25 protein-coding genes are annotated in these 25,274 nt (G+C 41.0%); 17 read left to right on the top strand and 8 right to left on the bottom strand.

The genetic code is table 11. From position 1 onward, the window contains the following. Positions 1–265 precede the first annotated feature (265 nt). The 8 genes from NSS65_RS07235 (at position 266) to lepB (ending at position 8,558) form a co-directional block, all read left to right on the top strand. A complete protein-coding gene (locus NSS65_RS07235; RefSeq protein ID WP_065214315.1) occupies positions 266–892 on the top strand; it encodes a YIP1 family protein in 627 nt (208 codons plus the stop codon). A 9-nt stretch (positions 893–901) separates the two neighbouring features. Further along, positions 902–2,008, top strand: a complete 1,107-nt coding sequence (locus NSS65_RS07240; RefSeq protein ID WP_061109778.1) for an efflux RND transporter periplasmic adaptor subunit — start codon at positions 902–904, stop codon at positions 2,006–2,008. Beyond that, the gene (locus tag NSS65_RS07245) at positions 2,005–2,706 is read left to right on the top strand and encodes an ABC transporter ATP-binding protein (protein WP_034281612.1); all 702 of its coding nucleotides are present in this window, start codon (positions 2,005–2,007) and stop codon (positions 2,704–2,706) included. Before NSS65_RS07240 ends, NSS65_RS07245 begins: the two co-directional genes overlap by 4 nt. Further along, positions 2,693–3,886, top strand: a complete 1,194-nt coding sequence (locus NSS65_RS07250) for an ABC transporter permease (RefSeq protein WP_144496618.1) — start codon at positions 2,693–2,695, stop codon at positions 3,884–3,886. Before NSS65_RS07245 ends, NSS65_RS07250 begins: the two co-directional genes overlap by 14 nt. 318 nt (positions 3,887–4,204) lie before the next feature. Then, positions 4,205–4,960 carry a DeoR/GlpR family DNA-binding transcription regulator gene (locus NSS65_RS07255; protein ID WP_070325773.1) on the top strand — a complete coding sequence of 252 codons (756 nt, stop codon included), beginning with the start codon at positions 4,205–4,207 and terminating at the stop codon, positions 4,958–4,960. Continuing rightward, positions 4,957–5,868, top strand: a complete 912-nt coding sequence (gene pfkB, locus NSS65_RS07260; protein WP_034281616.1) for a 1-phosphofructokinase — start codon at positions 4,957–4,959, stop codon at positions 5,866–5,868. The genes NSS65_RS07255 and pfkB overlap by 4 nt, the downstream gene beginning before the upstream one ends. Before the next feature lie 13 nt (positions 5,869–5,881). After that, positions 5,882–7,774, top strand: a complete 1,893-nt coding sequence (locus tag NSS65_RS07265) for a PTS fructose transporter subunit IIABC (RefSeq protein ID WP_070325774.1) — start codon at positions 5,882–5,884, stop codon at positions 7,772–7,774. Between the two features lie 211 nt (positions 7,775–7,985). Beyond that, complete coding sequence (lepB, locus tag NSS65_RS07270; protein ID WP_029706712.1) at positions 7,986–8,558, top strand: signal peptidase I; 573 nt, start codon at positions 7,986–7,988, stop codon at positions 8,556–8,558. Positions 8,559–8,621: 63 nt separating this feature from the next. Here the strand turns inward: lepB and NSS65_RS07275 are convergent, their stop codons facing one another. Beyond that, the gene (locus NSS65_RS07275) at positions 8,622–8,897 is read right to left on the bottom strand and encodes a hypothetical protein (protein WP_034281618.1); all 276 of its coding nucleotides are present in this window, start codon (positions 8,895–8,897) and stop codon (positions 8,622–8,624) included. Between the two features lie 143 nt (positions 8,898–9,040). On the opposite strand from NSS65_RS07275, the gene NSS65_RS07280 reads away from it, so the two are divergent. Next, positions 9,041–10,660 carry an ATP-binding cassette domain-containing protein gene (locus NSS65_RS07280; RefSeq protein WP_111927325.1) on the top strand — a complete coding sequence of 540 codons (1,620 nt, stop codon included), beginning with the start codon at positions 9,041–9,043 and terminating at the stop codon, positions 10,658–10,660. Positions 10,661–10,695: 35 nt separating this feature from the next. On the opposite strand, the gene NSS65_RS07285 is transcribed toward NSS65_RS07280, so the two are convergent. The 3 genes from NSS65_RS07285 to mreBH form a co-directional block, all read right to left on the bottom strand. After that, a complete protein-coding gene (locus tag NSS65_RS07285) occupies positions 10,696–11,928 on the bottom strand; it encodes an aminopeptidase (protein ID WP_144496619.1) in 1,233 nt (410 codons plus the stop codon). Between the two features lie 107 nt (positions 11,929–12,035). Further along, positions 12,036–12,167 (bottom strand): protein YkpC, encoded by a 132-nt coding sequence (locus NSS65_RS07290; RefSeq protein WP_003210922.1) that lies wholly within the window; start codon positions 12,165–12,167, stop codon positions 12,036–12,038. 74 nt (positions 12,168–12,241) lie between these two features. Further along, on the bottom strand, positions 12,242–13,249 hold the full coding sequence (gene mreBH / locus NSS65_RS07295) for a rod-share determining protein MreBH (RefSeq protein ID WP_144496620.1): 1,008 nt from the start codon (positions 13,247–13,249) through the stop codon (positions 12,242–12,244). Positions 13,250–13,525: 276 nt separating this feature from the next. On the opposite strand from mreBH, the gene NSS65_RS07300 reads away from it, so the two are divergent. The 5 genes from NSS65_RS07300 to ade all read left to right on the top strand — a co-directional run bounded on the left by NSS65_RS07300 (position 13,526) and on the right by ade (position 18,799). Next, positions 13,526–13,804, top strand: a complete 279-nt coding sequence (locus NSS65_RS07300) for an AbrB/MazE/SpoVT family DNA-binding domain-containing protein (protein WP_024424746.1) — start codon at positions 13,526–13,528, stop codon at positions 13,802–13,804. 145 nt (positions 13,805–13,949) lie between these two features. Next, the gene (locus tag NSS65_RS07305; protein ID WP_046310821.1) at positions 13,950–15,260 is read left to right on the top strand and encodes an ATP-binding protein; all 1,311 of its coding nucleotides are present in this window, start codon (positions 13,950–13,952) and stop codon (positions 15,258–15,260) included. Between the two features lie 4 nt (positions 15,261–15,264). Continuing rightward, positions 15,265–16,101: a gamma-glutamylcyclotransferase family protein gene (locus tag NSS65_RS07310; RefSeq protein ID WP_144496621.1), complete on the top strand. Its 837-nt coding sequence runs from the start codon at positions 15,265–15,267 to the stop codon at positions 16,099–16,101. A gap of 37 nt (positions 16,102–16,138) precedes the next feature. Next, positions 16,139–16,807 carry a TrkA family potassium uptake protein gene (locus tag NSS65_RS07315; RefSeq protein WP_008345123.1) on the top strand — a complete coding sequence of 223 codons (669 nt, stop codon included), beginning with the start codon at positions 16,139–16,141 and terminating at the stop codon, positions 16,805–16,807. A gap of 261 nt (positions 16,808–17,068) precedes the next feature. Further along, complete coding sequence (ade, locus tag NSS65_RS07320; protein WP_144496622.1) at positions 17,069–18,799, top strand: adenine deaminase; 1,731 nt, start codon at positions 17,069–17,071, stop codon at positions 18,797–18,799. Positions 18,800–18,891: 92 nt separating this feature from the next. Here the strand turns inward: ade and rnjA are convergent, their stop codons facing one another. Both rnjA and NSS65_RS07330 read right to left on the bottom strand, forming a co-directional pair. Then, positions 18,892–20,559: a ribonuclease J1 gene (gene rnjA / locus NSS65_RS07325; RefSeq protein WP_012009818.1), complete on the bottom strand. Its 1,668-nt coding sequence runs from the start codon at positions 20,557–20,559 to the stop codon at positions 18,892–18,894. Between the two features lie 5 nt (positions 20,560–20,564). After that, positions 20,565–20,774 carry a DNA-directed RNA polymerase subunit epsilon gene (locus NSS65_RS07330; RefSeq protein WP_008345114.1) on the bottom strand — a complete coding sequence of 70 codons (210 nt, stop codon included), beginning with the start codon at positions 20,772–20,774 and terminating at the stop codon, positions 20,565–20,567. A 397-nt stretch (positions 20,775–21,171) separates the two neighbouring features. Here NSS65_RS07330 and NSS65_RS07335 point away from each other — a divergent pair, with 397 nt between their 5' ends. Continuing rightward, positions 21,172–21,951: a Cof-type HAD-IIB family hydrolase gene (locus tag NSS65_RS07335; protein ID WP_024426890.1), complete on the top strand. Its 780-nt coding sequence runs from the start codon at positions 21,172–21,174 to the stop codon at positions 21,949–21,951. Between the two features lie 37 nt (positions 21,952–21,988). Here NSS65_RS07335 and def read toward each other — a convergent pair whose 3' ends face one another. Together def and NSS65_RS07345 are read right to left on the bottom strand one after the other, a co-directional pair. Beyond that, positions 21,989–22,546, bottom strand: a complete 558-nt coding sequence (gene def / locus NSS65_RS07340) for a peptide deformylase (protein WP_024424751.1) — start codon at positions 22,544–22,546, stop codon at positions 21,989–21,991. Positions 22,547–22,657: 111 nt separating this feature from the next. Further along, entirely contained in the window at positions 22,658–22,846 is a 189-nt protein-coding gene (locus NSS65_RS07345; protein ID WP_034281949.1) for a YjcZ family sporulation protein, read from the bottom strand. Between the two features lie 232 nt (positions 22,847–23,078). Here NSS65_RS07345 and NSS65_RS07350 point away from each other — a divergent pair, with 232 nt between their 5' ends. Together NSS65_RS07350 and pdhA are read left to right on the top strand one after the other, a co-directional pair. Continuing rightward, entirely contained in the window at positions 23,079–23,747 is a 669-nt protein-coding gene (locus NSS65_RS07350; RefSeq protein ID WP_081124344.1) for a YkyA family protein, read from the top strand. A gap of 410 nt (positions 23,748–24,157) precedes the next feature. Beyond that, on the top strand, positions 24,158–25,273 hold the full coding sequence (gene pdhA, locus NSS65_RS07355) for a pyruvate dehydrogenase (acetyl-transferring) E1 component subunit alpha (RefSeq protein WP_024424754.1): 1,116 nt from the start codon (positions 24,158–24,160) through the stop codon (positions 25,271–25,273). Position 25,274: the final 1 nt, after the last annotated feature.

The following is a 25,274-nucleotide window of genomic DNA, read 5'->3' on the forward strand; positions in this document are numbered from 1 at the left end:
TATTTATTCCGAAAGACATATTGTTTACTTAATAAAATGTTTTTAAGTCAGTAAAAGCACGATTCTTGATATGAATATGGTCGGATCATGGGGTCATTTGAAGGGTTTCATTCGTGAAAATAGAATAATAGATAAAATTTTTTCTCAACGAAAATAAGAAAATCAAATGATCGATCACTTATTGGCAATCTTTTGATAAAATAGAAAGAAAAAGAGCGTCATTGTGCGTTTGCATATTTGCTTGACATAGAGAGGATGACATTTGGTGAAAGAAAACATGCAAAAACCTACGATCATTGGAGTGAGCACAAGACCATCAGAGCACCTGAAAAGAGTATGGGAACATCCAGTTGTTTGGTGGCCTTTATCTTGTGTGCTTATTTTAACAGTTGTTGTGACTTATTTGTCTGAGCTCGTAAATAAGGGAATGTGGGCAGATTTAAGTTTGCCGGTACCTGTTGTTTATGTGGTGACGCTCATTGGTCTGGTATTTGGGATTGTCATCAATGCTGCTATATATAAGTTCATCGTATTTTTAGCGAAAGGTGATGCATCATTTCGGCAGCTGTTTTCAGCGGTTCTGTTCATTACACCCGTTACGATCATTGGGACGATTATTTCTCATTTGGCAGTAATCCTTTTTCATGTTCCAAAAGATGTCACGGTTACTTCGTTAAACGCACTCATTCGAATTTCTGGTCCATGGCAGGCGGTGTTAGCCAATATCGATTTATTTGTGATTTGGAATCTTGTTTTAACAGGCTTTTTATTCATCCAAGTTGGGCGTATATCACCGAAAATTTCTTGGGTGATTATAGGCGTCTTTTATATCTTATCGTTAATTTTTCAATATGTAGGAACAGCAATTAACATATCAGTAAGCTGGGGGTAGAATGTTTTTATGAGAAAGAAAATCATCATCGGATCTATTTTAATTATTGTGATTGGACTATTTATTGGATTTAATATTGCGAAAAACCAAGCAAAGCCTGTTTCTACAGCAGCGATTAAAACAGTCAAACTCACGCCGAAAGAAATCACATCTACGGTGATGACACCCGGGACACTTTCATTCTCTGAAGAGCAGTTCATCTATGAAGAAGAGGAAAAGGGGAAATTGAAGGGAATTGCTGTGAAAGAAGGGGAAAAGGTAAAGGCTGGAACGCCGCTTCTTACATATGAAAACAAGGAACTGGAGCTTGAGGAGCAGCAGCAAGCATTAGCCGCTGAGTCAAGTACATTAAAATTGGAACAATTGCAAAATAGGTTGAGTGAATTAGATGAGAAAAAAGCAGGCGGTTCTGACGCTAATGCCAAAAGCGAGCGAGATCAGCTTCAATTAGAACTGAAAGCGGCTGAATTAGAACAAAAGCAAGCAGAGATCAGCCAAGAAAAAGTAAAGGCGCAAATAGAAGATTTAACCGTACATAGTAAAATTGATGGAACAGTGATTTCCATTGAGCAAGAGGCCGGAGCAGGGGGGCCGGAAGATAGGCAGCCGATCATCCATATTGGTAATGAGAAAAAAATGATCGTGCGGGGTTTGATCTCAGAGTATGATGCCATCAAAATCAAAAAGAAACAAAAAGTGAAGGTAACGTCTGATGTCATTCGCGGGAAGAGCTGGCAAGGAGTCGTGAAAAAAGTAGGTGCTGTTCCTGTCCAGACTGCGGCCGAAACAACTTCGAGCGATCAAACGGTTCAATATCCTGTTGAAGTTGAAATAAAGGGGAAGAAACCTGAGGCGAAGCCTGGTTTTAAAATGATCATGGAAATTGAAACAGATAAGCGCCAAGCGCAAACAATTCCTGAAACAGCAGTAAAAAAAGAGACTGATGGACAATACGTTTATGTTGTTCGAGAAAATGTACTGAAAAAAGTAAAAGTGGTCATAGGGGAAACGTCAGGTCATGATCTTGAAGTGACAAAAGGTGTCAAGGCAGAGGACCAAATCATTGCTCATCCAACAGATGACATGTATGACGGAATGGAAGTGAATGCTGAATGATTCAGCTTTCCAACGTAACAAAAAGCTATGAGGTCGCACACGAAACATTTGATGTATTAAGTGACATGAATCTTGTCATTGAAAAAGGTGAGTATATGTCCATTATGGGCCCGTCAGGCTCTGGAAAGTCAACGTTAATGAATATTATTGGCTGTTTAGACCGCCCGACGACGGGACAATATCATTTTCAAGGTACAGAGCTGTCAGCAGCAAAGGATCAAGAGCTCGCGGTCATTCGAAATCAATCCATTGGATTTGTTTTTCAGCAATTTCACCTCCTGCCAAGGTTAAATGCGAGACGCAATGTTGAACTTCCGATGATTTACGCTGGGATCAGCCAAAAGGAAAGAAAAGAACGTGCGGAATTGGCACTTGAAAAGGTTGGTTTGGCAGATCGAATGAAACATATGCCAAGTGAGTTGTCAGGAGGACAAAAGCAAAGGGTGGCAATTGCACGAGCGATTGTCAATAAGCCTCAGCTTATTTTGGCAGACGAACCGACTGGTGCTCTCGACTCAAAAACAAGCATGTCAATTATGGAACAGTTTACACAGCTGAATGAGGAAGGGACAACGATTGTGCTTGTCACCCATGAAGAAGAAATAGCTGCGTATACAAACCGTACGGTCGTTGTGAGAGATGGACGGCTTGTTGAAGATAGATGGATGCAAGGGGACGCTATGAATGAAACTCTTTGAAAATATCAAAATAGCGCTGAATTCGGTTTTAGCTCATAAATTACGTTCTATTTTAACGATGCTTGGGATTATTATTGGTGTTGGATCAGTCATTGCAGTCGTGGCGATCGGTCAAGGCGGTGAGCAAATGTTAAAAGGATCGATTTCAGGTCCAAACAATACCATTGATATGACATATACGCCTTCTGACGAAGAGTTAAATGCAAATCCAAATGCTTTATTCGAAGCCTCATTTACTGAGGAAGACATAAAAAGCATTAGGACAATCAATGGGGTGAAGCAGGTCGCCTCCTCGACTGCACAAGGAATGCAGCTGAGATTTCAAGATACGACAGTTGATGCGACAGTTAACGGCATAAATGAGGGGTATACGGATGTACATTCATTACAAATCGCAGAAGGACAGAATTTAAGAGATATTGACTTTAGAAGCGGCAGAAGAGCTGCCCTCATCTCGGATGGCTTACAAAAAGAACTATTCAATGGACAAAAGGCATTAGGTGAACTGATTTGGATGAATGGACAGCCAGTTGAAGTCATCGGTGTGTTAGCAAAACAGAAAGGGATGTTTTCATTTGATATGAATGAAATATATGTCCCATTTACGATGCTCACCTCCACATTTGGTATGAATGAATATGATAAGTTGTCTATTCAAGTCGCACATGCGGATCAAATGAAGGAAGTAGGAAAGAGCGCGGCTGCCATATTAAATGAAAATCATCATACAGAAGATGCTTACGAAATGATCAATATGGAAGAAATCGCAGAAGGGATCGGTCAAATAACGTCCGTTATGACAACGATCATTGGCTCAATAGCCGGAATCTCTTTACTTGTCGGCGGCATCGGTGTGATGAATATTATGCTCGTTTCTGTGACAGAGAGGACAAGAGAAATCGGTATTCGAAAGGCGATGGGCGCAACAAGGGCGCAAATTCTCGTTCAGTTTTTAATTGAGTCTGTCGTTTTAACACTCATCGGCGGGCTGATGGGAATTGCACTTGGTTTAGGCGGTGCTTCGCTAGTATCACTATTTGCCGGCTGGCCGTCTCTCGTATCTTGGCAAGTGGTTTGTGGAGGCGTACTGTTTAGTATGCTCATTGGTATTGTTTTTGGGTTAATTCCTGCGAATAAAGCAGCGAGGCTAGACCCTATTGAATCGCTCAGGTATGAATAATTCGGAGAAGAAAAAAGCATACAAACGGTTTACATTCGCCTTCATTACCCATCAAAAGCTTTTATGCAAATCGCATAAAAGCTTTTTTTAGTTCCATTGAATGAAATAAAAAATGATAGAAATGCTAATATCATGACTTTCATCTTAATGTCACATATTTTTCAGTTTACAAATGGTACATATAAAGGTAAGATGACCATGGTGAAAGATTTTGATAGTTATTGAATGTATTTGATTGTTTTGTATTGATAATGTTGAAAAAAGTGATTACAATAAAGGTGCGCGCAAAATGAATACGTTTTCAAAAGGGGTGTTCTCATGTTAACACCGGAAAGACATCAACTCATTATCGACAGCTTAGAAGAAAATGATGTCATTAAAATACAGGACTTAACGATGATGACGGATGCGTCTGAATCTACAATTAGAAGAGATTTATCAGCCCTTGAAGAAAAAGGATTTCTGAAAAGGGTTCATGGAGGAGCGGCCAAGGTTTCGAGTATTCGCCTTGAACCAGATGTATTTGAGAAATCTGCCAAAAACCTTCAAGAAAAGTCATTGGTTGCAGAGGCAGCGGCATCTCTTTTAAAACAAGGCGACTGTATTTATTTAGATGCTGGTACAACCACACAGCAAATGATTGAATATATCGATCCAGATCAAGATATTGTCGTGGTGACAAACGGTGTGATGCACATTGAAGCACTTATGAGAAAAGGTATTTCCTTTTACTTGATAGGCGGATCAGTGAAACATCGAACAGGAGCCATGGTGGGAGCCGCAGCTTTGACAGCGATGGAAGATTATCGTTTTGACAAAAGCTTTATTGGGACAAACGGGATTCATCCCGAGGCGGGTTTTACAACACCTGATCCAGAAGAAGCGCTCATGAAAAAAAGAGCCATGAAACAGGCGAAAAAAACCTATATCTTATCAGATGCCTCGAAGTTTGGCGAAATATCGTTTTCAACCTTTGCTAGTTTACAGGAAGCCACCATTATCACAAACGACGCAAAAGAGGATTCATTCGATAATTACCATGAAAAAACGGTTATAAAGGTAGTGAAAACATGATTTATACAGTTACTTTAAACCCATCAGTTGATTACATTGTACACGTGGAGGATTTTGCAGTCGGCGGTTTAAATCGTTCAACCTATGATCAAAAATATCCAGGTGGTAAAGGAATTAATGTCTCAAGGCTATTAAAACGTCACGGTGTTGAATCAAAAGCACTTGGATTCATTGGTGGATTTACAGGCAAATATATTCAAGATTTTTTACAGAACGAACAATTACAAACAGCCTTTCACGAGGTGTCAGAAGATACAAGAATTAATGTGAAACTAAAAACAGGTGAAGAGACAGAAATCAACGGACTCGGCCCATCAATTACTGAAGCGCAATTTGAGTCATTTCTATCTCAATTTTCTTCATTAACTGAAGGAGATGTCGTGGTTTTAGCTGGCAGCATTCCTTCTTCATTACCTCATAACACATATGAGCGTATTGCTGAAGTTTGCAAAGAGCAAGGTGTAAGAGTTGTTCTTGATATTTCTGGCGAAGCGTTAAAAAAAGCAGCTGACATGAAACCATTCTTAATGAAGCCAAATCATCATGAACTGGGTGAAATGTTTGAGACGAGTATTTCATCAGCAGAAGAAGCAATTCCTTATGGGAAAAAGCTGTTAGAACAAGGTGCTGAACATGTCATCGTCTCCATGGCTGGAGATGGCGCCCTTTTATTCAGTAAAGAAGGAATCTATCAGTCCAATGTTCCAAAGGGAACGCTCGTTAATTCAGTTGGAGCAGGAGATTCAGTCGTTGCAGGGTTTTTAGCCGGCGTTTCAAAAGGCCTTTCAATTGAAGATTCATTTAAGCTTGGTGTTACTTCAGGAAGCGCTACAGCCTTTTCTGAGGAGCTTGGCACAAAAGAGCTTGTTGACACACTATTACCACAAGTAAAAGTCACACGCATTTAAAGGAGGAGTCATCATGAAAATTACAGAACTACTCACGAAGCATACCATTAAGCTTCAATTAGACAGCCAGCAGAAAGAAGGAGTCATTGAAGAGCTGGTCACTGTTTTAGATACAGCAGGCAAGTTAAATGATAAAGAGGGCTACAAAGCAGCTGTAATCAATCGTGAAAAACAGAGCTCTACTGGTATTGGCGAAGGAATTGCCATCCCGCACGCTAAAACAGCAAGTGTAAAAGAGCCTGCCATTGCATTTGGCCGCTCAACTGCTGGTGTTGATTATGAATCACTAGACGCGCAGCCGAGTCATCTTGTCTTTATGATTGCCGCAACTGAAGGCGCAAACAACACGCACTTAGAGGCACTTTCTCGTTTATCCACACTTCTAATGCGTGAAGAAATCCGAAAGCAGCTCCTTGAAGCGGCGACTGAAGATGAAATCATTGAGATCATCAATACACATGATCAAGATGATGAAGAAGAAGAGGAAGTTCAAGAGGAGCCGGCAGCAGAAGGAAAACCCGCTAAAATTTTAGCAGTAACAGCTTGCCCAACAGGCATTGCCCATACATTTATGGCAGCAGATGCTTTGAAAGAAAAAGCAAAAGAAATGGGCGTTGACATTAAAGTTGAAACAAATGGCTCTGGCGGTATTAAACATGCCCTTACAGCAAAAGAAATTGAAGAAGCACCAGCCATCATTGTGGCAGCGGACAAGCAAGTAGAAATGGAACGCTTTAAAGGCAAGCATGTCATTGAAGTCCCTGTAACAGCTGGTATTCGCCGTCCACAGGAATTAATTGAAAAAGCAATCAATCAAGATGCGCCGATTTATAAAGGTTCAGGCGGCAGTTCTTCTAAAGATGAAAATGAATCATCTGGCAAAGGAAGAAGCGGATTTTACAAGCACTTAATGAGTGGTGTAAGTAACATGCTTCCATTTGTTGTCGGAGGCGGTATCCTTGTTGCGATTTCATTCTTTTGGGGCATTAACTCAGCAGATCCTAAGGACCCTTCATTTAATTCATTTGCAGCTGTCTTAAAAGGAATTGGCGGCGATAATGCGCTTGCCTTAATCGTTGCTGTATTAGCTGGGTTTATTGCCATGAGTATTGCAGATCGTCCAGGTTTTGCGCCAGGTATGGTCGGTGGTTTTATGGCGTCAGCAGCAGGTGCAGGGTTCTTAGGCGGACTGATTGCTGGTTTCCTAGCAGGTTACATTGTTGTGCTGCTCAAAAAAGTATTCACATTCGTACCGCAGACACTCGACGGGATTAAACCGGTTCTGCTGTATCCATTGTTCGGTATTTTCTTCACAGGCATTATCATGCATTATATTGTCAACACACCAGTGAAAATGGTGATGGACGGATTAACACATTGGCTTGAATCATTAGGTACGGGAAACCTTGTCTTAATGGGTATTATTTTAGCTGGTATGATGGCAATTGATATGGGAGGCCCAATTAACAAAGCGGCTTACACATTTGGTCTTGCAATGATTGCTGCTGGCAACTATGCACCGCATGCTGCAATTATGGCAGGCGGAATGGTACCACCACTAGGTATTGCACTTGCAACAACGATCTTTAGAAATAAGTTCTCAAAACGTGACCGTGAAGCAGGGATTACATGTTACTTCATGGGAGCTGCCTTCATCACTGAAGGGGCGATCCCGTTTGCGGCAGCAGATCCTCTTCGTGTGATTCCTTCAGCTGTTATTGGTGCAGCAGTTGCTGGCGGATTAACGGAATTCTTTAGAGTGACGCTTCCTGCACCGCATGGCGGACTATTTGTTTTCTGGGTAACAAATCATCCAGTTCTTTATATCATCAGCATCTTAATCGGTGCTGTTGTGACAGCGATTTTACTGGGTATTTTGAAAAAACCAGTCAGGCAAGAAGCGTAATGCAGAAGAGAAGCATCGTGAAAAACGGTGCTTCTTTTTGTTTAATCATCAGTGAATTAGGAAAAAATATCTAATTAGATGGTTGTCTTGTGAATTTTTAAATGACATATGATAAAGTAAAGTTATTCAATTCACGTTTCAAGTCTTTTAGCAGAAAGTCTTAGGAGGAAGCAGTATTTTGAACGAAGAAAACAAACAAAACGAAAATGAAATTCAATCTGATGCGAAGCAAGCCAAAACAGAGAAGAAAAGTTCACTGTTTGAATGGATCAAAGCCATTTTAATCGCACTTGCACTCGTCTTGCTCATCCGTACGTTTATATTTGAACCGTATGTGGTGGAAGGAGAGTCAATGGAACCAACACTTCATGACGGGGAAAAGCTGTTTGTCAACAAAACCATTAACTATCTCGGTGGTGTAAAACGCGGTGACATCGTGATTATTAATGGAAAAGATGGTCAGAAGATTCATTATGTCAAACGATTGATCGGCCTTCCAGGTGATACGATTGAAATGAAGGATGATACGCTTTACATTAATGGTAAAAAAGTAGATGAGCCTTATTTAAAAGAGAATAAGGCGCATGCGAAAGAGTATGAAGTGCATTTAACTGGAGATTTTGGCCCAGTGAAAGTACCGAAAAACGATTACTTTGTGATGGGGGACAACAGACTGAATTCCATGGACAGCAGAAATGGACTTGGCCTCATTGAAAAGGATCGGGTTGTCGGGACATCAGAATTTGTTTTCTTCCCATTTGGCGACATTCGACAGACAAAATAAAAGCACCTTCTCATGGGCAAGAGAAAGGTACTTGAACGAGCGACCCTTACAGAAGGGTCGTTTTTAATTTGGCGTGAGCACTGTAACAATGATCACAATCGCTAGAACAGAAGCGAATACAGATCCGGTAATGGCTAAAACGGATCGAAACAACCCGATCTTTAGGTTTTCTTTTCCCCGCTTTTGTAAAAAACGTTTGGAAAAGATGTGAACCAGTGTGTAAATGAGGATAAGCCCAATATAAAGGCCAAAGTCCCTCGCATTAAAGCCTGTTGCAGATAAATAAATGCCCATAAAGAAAATCAATAAACAGTATTCCATCAGTGTGAGTAATCTCAAATCGCCCGAACTCCTTCAATCAATCATTCCCGTTTATTATATCATAATAGACAAAAAGCCTTCGTTCTTAGCGAGAGACGTTTCTATCAAACGTTATTCATGTTATACTTCATATTGATGAATGAGTGATGGAGGATTAATAAATGATTGCAGTAAATAATGTTAGTTTGCGCTTTGCTGATCGTAAACTATTTGAAGAAGTAAATATTAAATTCACTCCTGGCAACTGCTACGGATTAATTGGTGCCAATGGAGCTGGTAAATCAACGTTCCTAAAGATTCTTTCTGGAGAAATTGAGCCTCAAACGGGCGATGTTCATATGAGTCCTGGTGAGCGTTTAGCGATTTTAAAACAGAACCACTTTGAATACGAAGAGTTTGAAGTGCTGAAAGTCGTCATCATGGGTCACAAACGTCTATATGACGTGATGCAGGAGAAAGATGCGATCTATATGAAACCTGATTTCTCAGATGAAGACGGGATTCGTGCAGCGGAGCTTGAAGGTGAGTTTGCTGAATTAAACGGCTGGGAAGCTGAAAGTGAAGCAGCGATCCTATTAAAGGGCCTTGGCATTCCAGAAAGCCTTCAATCGAAGAAAATGTCTGAGCTTGGCGGTTCTGAAAAGGTAAAAGTACTTTTAGCTCAAGCTTTATTTGGCAAGCCTGACGTTCTTCTTCTCGATGAGCCGACGAACCACTTGGACTTACAAGCAATCCAGTGGCTCGAAGAGTTCCTCATTAACTTTGAAAATACCGTCATCGTCGTTTCGCATGATCGTCATTTCTTAAACAAAGTATGTACACATATTGCGGACCTTGATTTTGGAAAAATCCAAGTATACGTCGGTAACTATGATTTTTGGTATGAGTCCAGCCAGTTAGCGCTGAAACTAAGCCAAGAAGCAAATAAGAAAAAAGAAGAACAAATTAAGCAGCTTCAAGAATTCGTTGCCCGGTTTAGTGCGAACGCTTCTAAATCGAAGCAAGCGACATCAAGAAAGAAATTGCTTGATAAAATCTCTTTAGATGACATTAAGCCGTCTTCACGTAAATATCCGTATGTTCATTTTGCGCCAGAGCGCGAAATCGGAAATGATGTCCTTCAAGTAGAAGGTTTATCAAAAACAATTGACGGTGTGAAAGTACTGGATAATGTCAGCTTTATTATGAACCGCGAAGATAAAATTGCGTTCTTAAGCCGTAACGAGCTTGCTGTGTCCACTTTATTTAAAATCCTTGCTGGTGAAATGGAGCCAGACAGCGGATCATTTAAATGGGGCGTCACAACGTCACAAGCCTTTTTCCCGAAAGATAATAGTGAATACTTTGAAGGAAACGATGTTGATCTCGTTGATTGGCTTCGTCAATATTCTCCGAATGATCAAAGCGAAAGCTTCCTGCGTGGTTTCCTAGGACGTATGCTTTTCTCTGGGGAAGAAGTGAAGAAAAAAGCAAGTGTCTTATCAGGAGGAGAAAAGGTTCGTTGTATGTTATCAAAAATGATGCTGTCTGGAGCGAATATTCTGCTGCTGGATGAGCCAACGAACCACTTAGACCTAGAATCCATTACAGCGCTGAATAACGGCCTCATGAGCTTTAAAGGAGCTATGCTCTTCTCATCTCATGACCATCAGTTTGTTGAAACAGTCGCAAACCGAATTATCGAAGTGACGCCAAATGGCATCGTCGATAAACAAACAACATATGATGAGTTTTTATCAGATCAAGACATCCAAAAAAGACTTCAAGAGCTTTACGCATAAATAAAAAAAGACATCCTATGGATGTCTTTTTTTGATTAAATCGCCCAGTTTCCATTTCGGAAGATCGGTTCGCGTTTACCGTCTTTTGTGATCCCGTCAATATTCATTTCCTTTGAACCAATCATAAAATCAACGTGTGTAATACTGCTGTTCACACCCGCTGCATCCAATTCTTCTCGTTTCATTTCTTTTCCGCCTTCGATATTAAACGCATATCCGCTGCCGATGGCAAGGTGGTTTGATGCATTTTCATCGTAAAGTGTATTGTAATAAAGAATATTTGAGTTAGAAATTGGTGAATCATCTGGTACGAGGGCAACCTCACCTAGATAATGAGAGCCTTCATCTGTTTCAACGAGAGATTTTAACATATCTTCGCCTTCTTTTGCTTTCACATCCACAATCCGGCCATTTTCAAAGGTTAATGAAAACTCATCAATGATGTTTCCAGCATAGCTGAGCGGCTTTGTGCTTGAGACTGTCCCGTTTACACCGTCTTTTTTCGGTACGGTAAAGACTTCTTCTGTCGGCATGTTGGCCATGAACGAAACGCCGCGTTCACTTACGCTGCCAGCACCTACCCAAATATGCTGCTCTGGAAGCTCAATCGTTAAGTCTGTGCCCGGTGCTTCATAATGAAGCTTGTGGTAGTGGCGTTCATTGAGTATTTTGACCTTTTCATTTAATGACGCATCGTGCTTTTTCCAAGCCTCAACTGGATCTGATTGATCAGCGCGTGCGACTTTAAAGATTTGATCCCACAATAACGTGACAGCTTCTTCATCTGTATGATCAGGGAAAATCTTTTTCGCCCATTCTTTTGATGCAGCACCTACGACTGTCCAAGCGACTTTGTCAGATTGAACGTATTGACGATATGTATGTAGTGCTGAACCAGCAGCTTTTTGCTGTGCAGCGATTTTTTTCGAATCAATGCCTCGCAAAAGGTCAGGGCTTTCTGACAGGATGGTAATAAAAGCGCCTCCGCGTTTTGCGATGGTTTCCATCATCTGTGCTTCCCATTCAGGGAATTGCTCAAATACTTCTTGCGGTGCATGTTCATACTTTAAACGGGTGAGAACACCATCACTCCAGCGGATATGTACGTTTTTCGCCCCGCGCTCATACGCGTGTTTCGCTACAAGACGAACAAGATGTGCAGATTCAGTAAATGCGGATACAACGACTTCCTGCCCCTTTTGTACATTCACACCGACTTCAATGATGGTCTTCGCATATTGATCTAGTTGTTTTTCAAATGAACTCATAAAAACCCCTCCTTTAGTCATGTTCATCATATCAGATTTATGACCGAAAAGGAAAATGGGGAGCCCGTTTAAAGCCAAAATAAAAAAGCCGCTTTCGTGCGGCTTTTTTAGCGGTTCAGTTGTTTCACAGGCTGTGCATTAGAAGGCGGCATATGTGAAAACGACAGGCTCATTCCTCCTAAAATAATACCCGTTAAAATGACTGTGACAACGACCCGTTTACCTAAATCAAGCAACATGTTCTTCCTCCTTCACGTTTATCCATTTCTCACGATATGATCGAAATGACAAAAAAAGAAGTAGAACAAGAAGATTATTTTAAAGTTTTTTGCAATTTGTCGATCACTTCTAATGAACGACCTGTTCCAATTGCAACAGATTCAAGGGGATTGGCTGCAATATGGACTGGAACAACAATCTCTTGAGAAAGCCATTCTTGTATTCCATTTAAAAGAGCGCCTCCGCCAGTTAAAATGACGCCGCGGTCTACAATATCTCCGCTTAGCTCTGGAGGGCTGTCCTCTAATGTGGCACGAATTGCTTCTAAAATATGAAGAAGTGATTCTCGCATGGCGCCTTGAATTTCATGTGAGACAAGTGTGATCGTTTTTGGCAGACCTGTCACAAGGTCGCGACCGCGCACTTCTAATGATTCAGGCTCATGTTCAATAAGACCATACCCAATTTCCATTTTCACCTGCTCGGCAGTCCGTTCGCCGATTAACAGGTTATATTTCTTTCTGACAAACGTAATGATATCTTCATCCAGCTGATCGCCGCCAATTCGGATCGAATGACAAGAGACAACGCCGCCAAATGAAATGATCGCAACTTCTGTTGTTCCGCCGCCAATATCGACTACGACGTTCGCCACAGGCTCGTCTACCGGAAGATCAGCACCGATTGCAGCTGCAACAGGTTCTTCAATTAAATGCACATGTTTTGCTCCGCAGTTTTTCACAGCATCGCTGATGGCGCGGCGCTCAACAGCTGTTGAACCAGAAGGTGTACATACAACGACAGTTGGCTTTCTGAAGGTAAACCCGATATTTTTTCCTGCTTTTTTCATGATTTGTTTAAGTAAATCTGTTGTCATATCATAATCAGCGATGACACCGTCTTTCATCGGACGGATCGCAACAATTTTCCCAGGTGTTTTCCCGATCATTTCTTTTGCTTCTGATCCGACGGCAAGTACAGTCTTTGTTTCTGTATCGACTGCTACGACGGACGGTTCATTTAAAATAACTCCCTTATTTTTACTATAAACCAATATGTTAGCTGTTCCTAAATCAATTCCAATTTCGGCATTTTGAAACATGTTTTCACCCAATCTCTATTTTTGCTGTTTTAAACAATTTTACATTTAAAAGTTCAGAGGGTTGATGTCATTTGTGGGGGTTTGTGATCACCTTGAAATGAATCTGTAAAATTCAAGTATCATTTTGACAATCACAATAAATTTTCCCTTTGTTTTTTCTTTTATGAAAAAAATTTTTATAGAGGAGAAACCTTTTAAGAATCTCTTACGTCTACGATATATCAATTGGTGAAAAACAGATTGATCTTGAGCTAATGAAAGAAAGAGGGAACGAAATTGAAATCTATCGGAGTCGTAAGAAAAGTAGACGAACTAGGGCGTATTGTGATGCCAATCGAATTGAGAAGAGCACTTGATATCGCTATTAAAGACAGTATGGAATTTTTTATAGATGGAGATAAAATCGTCTTGAAAAAATATCAGCCAGAGGGCGTTTGTCTCATGACTGGTGAGATTACATCAGAGAACCATGAATATGGAAATGGTCAAATTACATTAAGCGCTGAAGGCGCAGAACTGCTGTTAAAAGAACTGCAAGAAGCTCTTCAGAAGTAATCAAAATAGCCTGCTCTCTTCCTTTGTGCTGAGAACAGGCTATTTTTTCTTTAAAAAAGTTCCTTAAAAATGCCCCATCTCCCTCAAAAAATAAGTGGAAAATGGTACAATTGACAAAGAATCTCAGGGCGGCAGGTGGAATCATTTGAACAAAACATATCAAGTTCGGATCGTGTTATCTGTTCTTGCATTTATCTTAATCATAAGCTGGGATTTCTTTTATTATGTAGGCGGCTATCAAATTAATTGGCCGCTCGATCTAGCCTTTACAGTCGTTGTGTTAGCAGGGATCTGGGTTGTCTCAGGATATGTAGACCGCTTGAATTTACTTGTGTCAGATCTAAATAAGAGAGAAAAAGAAGCACACGAACTGACAGAGCGGCTGAATCGAATTACAGATAACTTGCAAGAAATTGTCTTTGAAACAGATGAAAAAGGGCACATCATTTTCTTAAATCAAGCATGGAAACAAATGACCGGCTATGACATAGATGAATGTCTAGGTACGATGTACAATCAGTACTTTGATCAAGAAGAAAGAGTTATTCAGCATTTGTCATCTGTCATCAAAGAGCATAAAGATTCAGGGCGGATCGAGCTGCAGCTTCTTCATAAAGAGGGAAAGAAAGTATGGGGAGACGTTCATTATAAGCTCTACTTTGATGAGGAGCACCAGTTTACTGGAGGTATTGGAACAGTTGCAGATATTACAAAACAAAAGCTGGCAAAGCTTGAGCTTGAAAAATCAAATCAACAAGTGCAAATGCAGGCGCAAAAGCTGGCCGTTGCAGGACAAATAGCCGCTGGAATCGCCCATGAAGTCAGAAATCCGCTGACCTCAGTAAACGGCTTTTTACAGCTGATGAAAACACAATATCCTGAAAGAACCGATTATTTTGACATTATCTTTTCTGAAATTAAACGGATTGATTTTGTTTTAAGTGAGCTGCTGGTGCTGGCAAAGCCGCAGTCGGTCCATTTTCAAGAAGTTCAGCTTCATGGACTGTTAGAACAGGTGATTACATTGCTAAAAACCAATGCAGTCCTTTCGAATATTGATCTCAAACAGCCATTTAAAAAGCAGGATGCCGGCGCTATATTAGCAGACGCTAACCAAATGAAGCAGCTGTTCATTAATTTAATCAAAAATGCCATTGAGGCAATGCCTGAAGGCGGCAGTATATACATATCAACAGAAAAAGTGATGAACGAATGGAAAATTACCATTCAAGATGAAGGAAAAGGGATGTCTGAAGAGGATATTCAGAAAATATATGATCCTTTCTTCTCCACAAAAACAGAAGGGACGGGACTTGGCCTCACCATCTGTGCAGCGATTTTAAAAGATCATCACGGTAGGATGGATGTGGTCAGTGAGCTGGGAAAAGGTACAGCTTTTCATATCTATTTACCTGTGTGGCAAAAAAGCAGACACCAGCAAGGCGAGAGGACGTGATTTCATGAAGGAGAAAGCTTTATTTGTATATGGGACGCTTCTGCAGCATGAAGAGCACCACGAGACGTATATGAAAGAAAGCAGGCCATTAGCTAAATCAGCTTGGATCAGCGGCAGAATCTATGATACAGGTCAAGGATACCCTGCGTGCGTTCCAAAAGAGAAAAGCACAGTATATGGAGAATTGTACGAGGTAACCGCAAGCACGCTGAATAAGATAGATTTGCTTGAGGAAGGGTATGACAAGCAGGTGGTCGATGTCATGACAGACAAAGGGCCGGTGGCGGCTGTTACATACACTTTACCAAAGCAGAAAGCATCATCGCTGAAGGAGATCGAGAGCGGCTGCTGGAAGGAATATAGAATGTGGCAGCAGCAGCCGGCATCCTTCTATTATTTTGCCTATGGCTCCTGTATGGATGATGCAAGATTTAAACTGGCGGAAGTTGATCATTATTTTAAACAAATCATCGGCGGCGGTGCTCTGAACGGCTTTACAACTAGATTTACATTGGTAAGGCCTGATGGATCAAGAGCCGATATGGTAGAAGACGGCGGAGAAACAGAGGGTGTTTTATATGAGGTTCCTTTTGATGCCATTCGATATTTGTACAAACGAGAAGGCGTCTATGAGGGCACATATCGTCCAGCTTTTGTCGATGTCAAAATAGGTGATCAAATATATGAAGACTGTTTAACCTTTCTTGTTCTTCAAAAGAGCGAAGAAATTGCTCCGCCAGGTCATTACCGCAGTGAAATTGAAAAAGGAGCAGATCTTTACTTAAGTGAAGCATTCCGCAAAAAAATTCGCTCGCATATGGATTCATTAATCAAACCGTAGTAAAATGCATGGTAAGTGAGATAAAAGGAGTCTGAACATGAAAAAGGAATATGCAGTCATTGGTCTTGGACGCTTTGGCGGAAGTATTTGCAAGGCGCTGAGCGAAGAAGGACTTGAAGTCATGGCCATGGATATGAATGAAGATCGAGTGAACGAATACGCGAAAATTGCCTCACATGCGGTGATTGGTGATTCGACGGACGAATCTGTTTTAAAAAATCTCGGCATTCGCAATTTTGATCATGTCATCGTTGCGATTGGTGAAAACATTCAGGCCAGTATTTTAACGACGATTATGCTGAAAGAGCTTGGCGTTAAAATGGTCACAGTAAAAGCGCAAAACGATTACCACGAAAAGGTGTTAAATAAAATTGGAGCTGATCGTATCGTTCATCCAGAGCGGGACATGGGCAGACGAATTGCACATAAAATCATCTCCAATAACGTATTAGATTATCTTGAGCTGTCAGATGAGTACAGCCTCATTGAAATCGTTGCCAACAGCAGGCTTGCAGGGCATTCTCTTTTAGATCTCGATATTAGAGCGAGATATGGCATTAATATTGTGGCGATTAAGCGTGGAAAAGAAGTGATTGTTTCACCGCTCGCAGATGAAATGATACAAAAAGAAGATATTCTGATTGTCATTGGGGCAGTTGCCGATATCGGACGTTTTGAAAAACGAGAAATGCAGAACGATTATTAAACACTCCTAGGCGGGGTGTTTTTTAATATGATTGTGTACACATGAGGTGGACAGTGAAGAGGGAAGAAGACATTAAAAGGGCTGTTTTGTTCTGCATAAACAGCTAAAGTCATTCATCATATTTTTCATGCAATTATCACTATTCAGAAATAAAAATCAGTCTTTTTATCTGGGTGATTTTCTCTAAATGTCATTGACTGGGCAAACAGATTCGTTTACGATAAGAAACATTATATTGTTTACTTGGAGGAGGCAGTGTCGTTGGATAAGGAGCTTTTCAGACATCAAATTGAGGTAGCTGCAAAGAGAAAAAAAGCAGCCCTAGTGATTAAACATGCGAAAGTTATGGACGTGTTTAACCAGGAATGGATAGACGCTGATGTCGCTGTTGAAAATGGACAAATAGTAGGGATTGGAGAGTACGAGGGAGAACAGGAGCTGGATGCAGCAGGTCAAATGCTTGTACCTGGTTTTATTGATGGCCACGTTCATATCGAGTCCTCTATGGTTACCCCTGCTGAATTCTCCAAAGCTGTCGTCCCGCGCGGTGTGACAACTGTCGTAACAGACCCGCATGAAATTGCCAATGTGTCAGGGATCACAGGCATCCGTTTTATGCTGGAAGAAGCGAGAAAAGCTGCCTTAAATATTTATTTCATGCTGCCATCCTGCGTACCGGCAGTCAGTTTTGAACGATCAGGTGCTGTTTTAAAAGCGAAAGATTTAAAGCCTTTGTATCAAGAGAAAGAGGTTCTTGGTCTTGCTGAGGTGATGGATTACGTCGGTGTGGAGCAGGCAGAAGAAGATATGCTTCAAAAGCTGCTTGATGCTCAAAACGAGAATAAATTGATTGATGGCCATCTAGCAGGCTTAACAGACCGATTAATAAACGTTTACCGCACAGCGAATGTCCAAACAGATCACGAGGTGACAACAGCCGAAGAAGCCCTTGCACGTGTAAAACGAGGCATGTATGTCATGCTGAGAGAAGGCTCTGTTGCCAAAAACGTGAAAAGCGTTTTACCAGCTGTGAATGAAAAGAATGCGAGACGCTTTTTCTTTTGTACCGATGATAAACATTTAGATGATTTAATGGCTGAAGGAAGTATTGATGAACAAGTACGTATGTCTATAAAAGAAGGGTTAGACCCATTTTTAGCGTATCAAATGGGAAGTTTAAACGCAGCAGAGTGTTTTGGCCTCAAAACAAAGGGAGCCATTGCACCAGGCTTTGATGCTGATTTTATGCTCGTCTCTGATCTTCATCAAGTAGACATTACCAGCGTATTTATTGCTGGAGAATTAGTGGCGCAGCATGGAGAGTACAAGCCAGGTGTCGAAAAAATTGCACCGAGTCCAGCCTTATTACAATCTGTTCATGCTATAGACGTTCAAGAGCAAGATTTGGCTCTGCCTATCACAGCTCATCAAAAAATGAATGTCATCCGCATTATTCCAAATCAGCTAGAAACAAAATTAGAACAAATCTCTCCTTCAGAAACGAACGGACAATTCACTAGTGATACAGAAAGAGATCTATTAAAAATGGTGCTTGTCGAACGCCATCAAGGCTTATCTGAAATGGGGATAGGGATTGTCAGCGGCTTTGGATTAGAAAAGGGCGCAATTGCAACAACGGTTGCGCATGATTCTCACAATTTAATTGCGGTTGGCACAAATGATGCTGATATCGTGAAAGCCATTGACTCGTTAAAAGAAGCAGGCGGCGGTTTGACTGTTGTCAAAGAGGGCCAGACTCTTCATACACTGCCATTACCGATCTCTGGTTTACTTTCAGATCAGCCGGCACATCTTGTAAATGAAAGCCTTCATGCACTCCATGAAGCGTTAAAAGAAACAGGTTTTATTTTAGACTTTAATCCGTTTTTGACGCTGTCCTTCTTGGCACTCCCAGTCATTCCTGATGTGAAAATGACGACAAAGGGTTTGTTTGATGTCAGAAGCTTTCAGCATCTCCCAATTCAATCATAAAAAGAGAGAAACCGCATATGTATATATGCGGTTTTTTCAATGAACGGTGAAAAAAAGAGACACAGCCAAGCGGCTTGTGTCTCTTTTTGTGATTACACTTCCATAATAATCGGTAAGATCATTGGACGGCGTCTTGTTTTTTCATAAAGGAAAGGTGCAAGGGTGTCAGTAATTTCGTTCTTAATTTCAGACCACTGAGTTGTCTTACGTTCCATTACTTTTTCAAGATGCTTCGAAATTAAATCCTGTGCATCGTTGATCAGGTCTCCAGATTCTCTCATGTAGACAAAACCTCTTGAGATCAAATCAGGACCAGCAGAGATTTTGAATTCTTTCATGTCCATGCTGACGACCACAATAACAAGGCCCTCTTCAGAAAGAATGCGGCGGTCTCTTAAAACGATGTTTCCGATATCTCCAATACCGCTTCCGTCGATATACACGTTGCCTGATGGGATTTTGCCAGCGACACTTGCTTCGTCACCTTTCAGTGCAAGAACTTCACCGTTATCCATGATAAAGCAGTTTTCCTCAGGGATGCCGCAATCATTCGCAAGTTTGATATGCGTTTTTTGCATGCGGTATTCACCGTGAATCGGCATAAAGAATTTTGGTTTAATTAAACGGAGCATGAGTTTTTGTTCTTCTTGTCCGCCGTGACCAGATGTATGAATATTATTTAGCGAGCCATGAATGACCTCAGCACCTGCACGATAAAGCTGGTTAATGGTGCGGCTTACACTAATATTGTTACCTGGGATCGGTGAAGATGAGAAGACAACAGTGTCTCCAGGGTTAATGGAAATCTGGCGGTGAGTACCGTTCGCAATACGAGAAAGAGCTGCCATCGGTTCACCCTGGCTTCCAGTACAAAGAATGGTCACTTTGTTTGCTGGAAGGCGGTTGATTTCATTATGTTCAATAAACGTGTTTTTTGGACATTTAATATAGCCAAGATCTTGTCCAATATCAATAGCAGACTCCATACTGCGTCCAAATACAGCGACTTTTCTGCCGTTGGCAACAGCAGACTCAATCACTTGCTGAAGTCTGTGAATGTTTGAAGCAAACGTGGCAAAGATGATGCGTCCATCGACTTTTCTAAAGATGTCATCAATGCTTTCACCTACGCGTCTTTCAGACATCGTAAATTCTGGGATTTCACTGTTTGTACTATCAGATAAAAGACAAAGAACGCCTTCTTTTCCGATCTCAGCCATTTTGGTTAAATTGGCAGGCTCGCCAACAGGAGTAAAGTCAAACTTGAAATCACCTGTATGTACGATGTTACCAGGAGGTGTCTTCACGACAATTCCATAAGAATCTGGAATACTGTGTGTCGTTCTAAAGAAAGACACAGCTGTTTTTCTAAATTTAATGGTATCTTCTTCTTCAAAAATGTGAAGTTTTGTTTGTCTCAAGAGACCATGCTCTTCCAATTTATTACGAAGTAGGCCGATTGCGAGTTTGCCGCCGTAAACTGGAATATTCACTTGCTTGAGAAGGTAAGGGATACCGCCGATGTGGTCTTCATGTCCGTGAGTGATGAAAAGACCTTTGATTTTATCTTCGTTTTTAACTAAGTACGTATAGTCAGGGATGACGTAGTCAATTCCAAGAAGCTCGTCTTCAGGAAACTTAATGCCTGCATCAATTAAAATGATTTCATCTTGAAATTGAACGCCATACGTGTTTTTACCGATCTCGCCTAAACCGCCGAGCGCAAAAACTGCCGCCTGATCGTTTTTAACAAATTTCATTCCTCTCATAGCTCCAATACTTTAAAATTTTCACTTTCTCGTTCATAGTCTAAAAAAGCACCGTCTACAGGCTGAATGAATTCAATGTTGTAGTTATGTTTTTTCAACTTATCGCGTACGTCTCTTTCAGAAACCGCTTCAACGTATAGTGAATCTGTGTGTTCTCTTACAGGTACCTCAGTAGTACTTGCCTGAAAAAATACCTTATATATCATCCAAATCTCTCCTTAAATACCGTATGTTACACTCGCTTATTCTATTATATTAAAAAAACGCGCATAAGAAAAGTCTCTGAGAAAAAAGGACCTTCGGCAAATGTGCGGAAGATCCTTTTAAGCAATTGATTTTTTGCGAAGCATGTCCTTCCATTGTCTTCGAATTTTCTTACGCAGACGACGAAGCATCACATGCCGCCTCCTTTCGGGTTGAAGTAAGCTTAACCAGTGTGTTCCGGTCTCTCTATATACTTGTATTATATGATGTTTCTATTGAATGTTACATGGTTATATGTGGGAAATAGGCGCTTTCAAAAGGAATTGGTTTCGAAAGCTGAAATCTTTCTGTATGATGAAAGGGAGTGTGTATACATAACGAAGAGCAGGAGGGCGAGATATGAATAAAAAAGTCATCTTCTTTGATATCGACGGTACTTTATATGACCATGATAAAAATATACCTGAGTCAACGAAGCGAGCGGTTCATTTATTAAAAGAAAAAGGTCATCATCTCTTTATTGCATCTGGGCGTTCTCCTTTTCTGATCCGGCCCATTTTAGAAGAATTAGGGCTTGACTCATTCATTGCTTATAACGGTCAGTATGTCATGTATGAGGGAGACGTTATTTACGGCAATCCGCTGAAGCAGGAGCTGATGGAGCGGATTTATGAGACAGCGGATCGTCATGATCATCCGCTCGTTTTTATGGGAGAAGAAACGATGAAGGCGTCTGTGCCGAATCATCCGTTTATCCATGAAGGAATCGGTACTTTGAAAACAGAGCATCCTGAGCACGATGTATCTTTCTTTAAAGAAAACGACATTTTTCAAATGCTGTTATTTTGTAAGGCAGAAGAGGAAGTGGAGTATAAGGCATTCCGCGAAGAAATTGACCTTGTCAGATGGCATGAGCTGTCAACGGACGTTCTGCCAAAAGGCGGATCAAAAGCTGAAGGAATCAAACGAGTCATCGAAAGACTTCCTTACGATCAAAAGGATACCATTGCCTTTGGAGACGGATTGAATGATAGAGAAATGATTTCGTTTGCTGGAACAGGCGTGGCGATGGGAAATGCTGTGAGTGAACTGAAAGCATTGGCTGATTTTGTGACAAAGCCGGTAGATGAGGACGGCATATTCCATGCAGTGACCCAGCTTGGCCTCATTGAAGAATAAAAAAGAAGACCCTTAGATCGCGGGTCTTCTTTTTATGTTATGATCTGCCGATCGCAACAGAGTTTTCTGGCTCAGCGAACGGCTGATCCTTTTGAATATGATCATAAAACATAATGCCATTTAAATGGTCAATTTCATGCTGAAAAACAATAGCGGGGAACCCTTTTAGACGGATATCAATGTCCTCTCCTTCAAGCGTAGTGGCCTTGACCCTGATTTTTTGATATCGAGGAACAAATCCAGGGATGGCTTCATCAACTGATAAGCAGCCTTCACCAGTCGCTAAATAAGCTCTTTTGACTGAATGACTGACAATACGCGGGTTGAACAGAGCATAGCTGTATTCTTCTCCGTCTTCATCCTCACAGTGAACAGCGATCATGCGTTTACTAATATTGATTTGCGGAGCTGCCAATCCAACGCCGGGTCTTAGTCCGTATTTTTCAGCAATGTCAGCATCCTGACTGTTTTTGACGAATTCGATCATGTCAGCTAATTGCTGTTTTTCCTCTTCTGTCGGCGGGAGCTCGACCGCTTCAGCTGTTTGTCTTAAGACGGGATGTCCGTCCCTTACGATATCATCCATGGTAATCACAAAACTTCACTCCTATTTCCTTTGTATGTAAAGTATATAAAATGATACACAACATATGCAATGAAATAAAGAAGACCGGTCCTGTGAGACCGGTCAGAGGCTTAAACAGCCTTAGCAGCAGCCACCGCCGCCGCCTAAGAATGCTGCGCCAACGATAATTAATAGGATGAAAAGCACAACGATTAAAGCGAATGTACGTCCGCCGCCGTATCCGTATCCACCGCCATAACTTGGGTAACAACAGCCGCCGCCATATCCGCCACCGAATCCATACCCGTAACCGCCGTATCCACCATACATACTTCCATGACTATAATTAGACATACTTTTGACCTCCTTTGGGAATACACTTGGCCTCTCATAAGTGAAGGCGAAGCGTGTAATATAAACTATGTATGAATGCACTATTTGTATAGTCATGCGCCTATTGCTTGAAAAAAATCTTCTCCGCCTCACATGACTGACCTCTTTCCTTGTCACAAACGTCTATAAAAATTATAGTGGTATGTGGAGATGTAAAGGGGGCCTTGTGATGAGACAGATGAAAAGAAGCTTGAAAGCAGGTGCTGCTTTAGCGGGGATATGTACCCTTTTGCTGACAGGGTGCGGAGGTCAAAGTCCATTCAATGATATGCAGGACGCGATGACGAAAATGAGTGAAAAAGAAGCATCCTTCGAAAAAGAGCAAGGTACACTGCAAAGCTATGAGGAAAAAGAGCAGAAGCTGTATAAAAAAATGATTCAAACAACAAAGGACCATACAAAAACAGTGGCAAGCCTTTCTGATCAGGCGTTAGCATCGGCAGCACAAAGAGAAGAACATTTAAAAACAGAAAAAGTCAGTATGGATGAATCGAAAAAAGAATTGAAAACAGTAAAGGAATCTGCTGCACGATTGCAAGATGCGGGGTTAAAAGAGAAAGCAGATCAAACGGTCAAATCAATCGAGAAACGATATGCGTCATATGATCAGCTTTACAAGGAGTATCAAAAGGCGCTGAAACAAGATCAGCTTTTGTATCAATCTTTAAAGAAAAAGGATCTAGGATATGAAGAGCTGAAGTCAAAGCTGAAGACCGTGAATCGTTCATATAGCAAAGTCAGAAAAGAAAGTAAGAAGTTCAATCGATATACAGACCAATTGAATGATCATAAAAAGGCTTTGTATAAAGCAGCAGATCAAGGATCGAAAAAGAGCTGAAAAAACAGCTCTTTTTTTATTTTTCGACAAAAACAAACATTTTCTATTGTAGTACAGCAGTACACTCTATACTAGTACAGATTAGGTTGTTTGTTAAACAGATTGATACAGTTCACCATAAAAAGTAAAGCGAATACATTTATTTAAATAAAGCCGTTAAATCAATTGACGGACTATTTTTCTTGTTGTAAACTATTCCTTGTTAACAGAAGTTGTATTAGTTTTTTGTGAACTATCGTTAATACAGTTATAAGGACTCAAAAACGAGTGATCAACCAATGTTTCGACAACGATCTTAGTGGCTATTATATACAGGAGTCATATGAGTATTTTGGGTTATCCTATATCTGTATGTATAAATGGATTCACGACAAATGGACTGTTAAAAGAAAGGAAGAGGTGACTTTAGAATGGCTGCAAAAACAAAAAAAGCAATTGTTGATAGCAAAAAGCAATTTGATGCCATCAAAAAGCAGTTTGAAACGTTTCAAATTTTAAACGAAAAAGGCGAAGTCGTAAACGAAGCGGCAATGCCGGATCTTTCAGATGACCAATTAAAAGAATTAATGCGCCGTATGGTGTTTACACGAGTATTAGATCAACGTTCAATTTCATTGAACCGTCAAGGACGTCTTGGCTTCTATGCGCCAACAGCTGGACAAGAGGCTTCTCAGCTTGCAACTCACTTTGCACTTGAGAAAGAAGATTTCATTCTTCCAGGATATCGTGATGTACCACAATTAATCTGGCATGGTCTTCCGCTAACAAAAGCATTCTTGTTCTCTCGCGGACACTTTGTTGGTAACCAAATGCCTGAAGATGTGAATGCACTTTCACCGCAAATCATTATCGGTGCTCAAATCATTCAAGCTGCTGGTGTAGCTCTTGGTTTGAAAAAGCGCGGTAAAAAAGCTGTTGCAATCACTTACACTGGTGACGGTGGAGCTTCACAAGGTGATTTCTACGAAGGTATTAACTTTGCAGGGGCTTACAAAGCGCCAGCGATTTTTGTTGTCCAAAACAACAGATATGCGATCTCTACACCTGTTGAAAAGCAGTCTGCTGCACAAACAATTGCACAAAAAGCAGCTGCAGCTGGTATCGTAGGCGTACAAGTTGACGGTATGGATGCATTAGCTGTTTATGCAGCAACTGCTGAAGCTCGTGAGCGCGCTGTAAATGGTGAAGGTCCAACATTAATCGAAACTCTTACATTCCGTTACGGCCCACATACAATGGCTGGTGACGATCCAACAAGATATCGTACAAAAGAAGATGAAAACGAGTGGGAGCAAAAAGATCCATTGGTACGCTACCGCAAATTCTTGGAAAACAAAGGCCTATGGTCTGAAGAAGAAGAGAATAAAGTGATCGAAGATGCAAAAGAACAAATCAAACAAGCGATCAAAGAAGCTGACGAACAGCCTAAGCAAAAAGTCACTGACTTGATTGAAAACATGTACGATGTAAAACCATTCAACTTAGTTGAACAGCTTGAAATTTACAAACAGAAGGAGTCGAAGTAAG

Source organism: Bacillus sp. FSL K6-1006 (assembly GCF_038593175.1).
Taxonomy (GTDB): Bacteria; Bacillota; Bacilli; order Bacillales; family Bacillaceae; genus Bacillus; species Bacillus safensis.

Bases quoted from the DNA above. Each gene is read 5' to 3' on its own strand.
- NSS65_RS07240 (WP_061109778.1), top strand. From the start codon at position 902: ATGAGAAAGAAAATCATCATCGGATCTATTTTAATTATTGTGATTGGA.
- NSS65_RS07245 (WP_034281612.1), top strand. From the start codon at position 2,005: ATGATTCAGCTTTCCAACGTAACAAAAAGCTATGAGGTCGCACACGAA.
- NSS65_RS07250 (WP_144496618.1), top strand. From the start codon at position 2,693: ATGAAACTCTTTGAAAATATCAAAATAGCGCTGAATTCGGTTTTAGCT.
- NSS65_RS07255 (WP_070325773.1), top strand. From the start codon at position 4,205: ATGTTAACACCGGAAAGACATCAACTCATTATCGACAGCTTAGAAGAA.
- pfkB (WP_034281616.1), top strand. From the start codon at position 4,957: ATGATTTATACAGTTACTTTAAACCCATCAGTTGATTACATTGTACAC.
- NSS65_RS07265 (WP_070325774.1), top strand. From the start codon at position 5,882: ATGAAAATTACAGAACTACTCACGAAGCATACCATTAAGCTTCAATTA.
- NSS65_RS07280 (WP_111927325.1), top strand. From the start codon at position 9,041: ATGATTGCAGTAAATAATGTTAGTTTGCGCTTTGCTGATCGTAAACTA.
- NSS65_RS07285 (WP_144496619.1), bottom strand. From the start codon at position 11,928: ATGAGTTCATTTGAAAAACAACTAGATCAATATGCGAAGACCATCATT.
- NSS65_RS07290 (WP_003210922.1), bottom strand. From the start codon at position 12,167: ATGTTGCTTGATTTAGGTAAACGGGTCGTTGTCACAGTCATTTTAACG.
- mreBH (WP_144496620.1), bottom strand. From the start codon at position 13,249: ATGTTTCAAAATGCCGAAATTGGAATTGATTTAGGAACAGCTAACATA.
- NSS65_RS07310 (WP_144496621.1), top strand. From the start codon at position 15,265: ATGAAGGAGAAAGCTTTATTTGTATATGGGACGCTTCTGCAGCATGAA.
- NSS65_RS07315 (WP_008345123.1), top strand. From the start codon at position 16,139: ATGAAAAAGGAATATGCAGTCATTGGTCTTGGACGCTTTGGCGGAAGT.
- rnjA (WP_012009818.1), bottom strand. From the start codon at position 20,559: ATGAAATTTGTTAAAAACGATCAGGCGGCAGTTTTTGCGCTCGGCGGT.
- NSS65_RS07330 (WP_008345114.1), bottom strand. From the start codon at position 20,774: ATGATATATAAGGTATTTTTTCAGGCAAGTACTACTGAGGTACCTGTA.
- NSS65_RS07335 (WP_024426890.1), top strand. From the start codon at position 21,172: ATGAATAAAAAAGTCATCTTCTTTGATATCGACGGTACTTTATATGAC.
- NSS65_RS07345 (WP_034281949.1), bottom strand. From the start codon at position 22,846: ATGTATGGTGGATACGGCGGTTACGGGTATGGATTCGGTGGCGGATAT.
- NSS65_RS07350 (WP_081124344.1), top strand. From the start codon at position 23,079: ATGAGACAGATGAAAAGAAGCTTGAAAGCAGGTGCTGCTTTAGCGGGG.
- pdhA (WP_024424754.1), top strand. From the start codon at position 24,158: ATGGCTGCAAAAACAAAAAAAGCAATTGTTGATAGCAAAAAGCAATTT.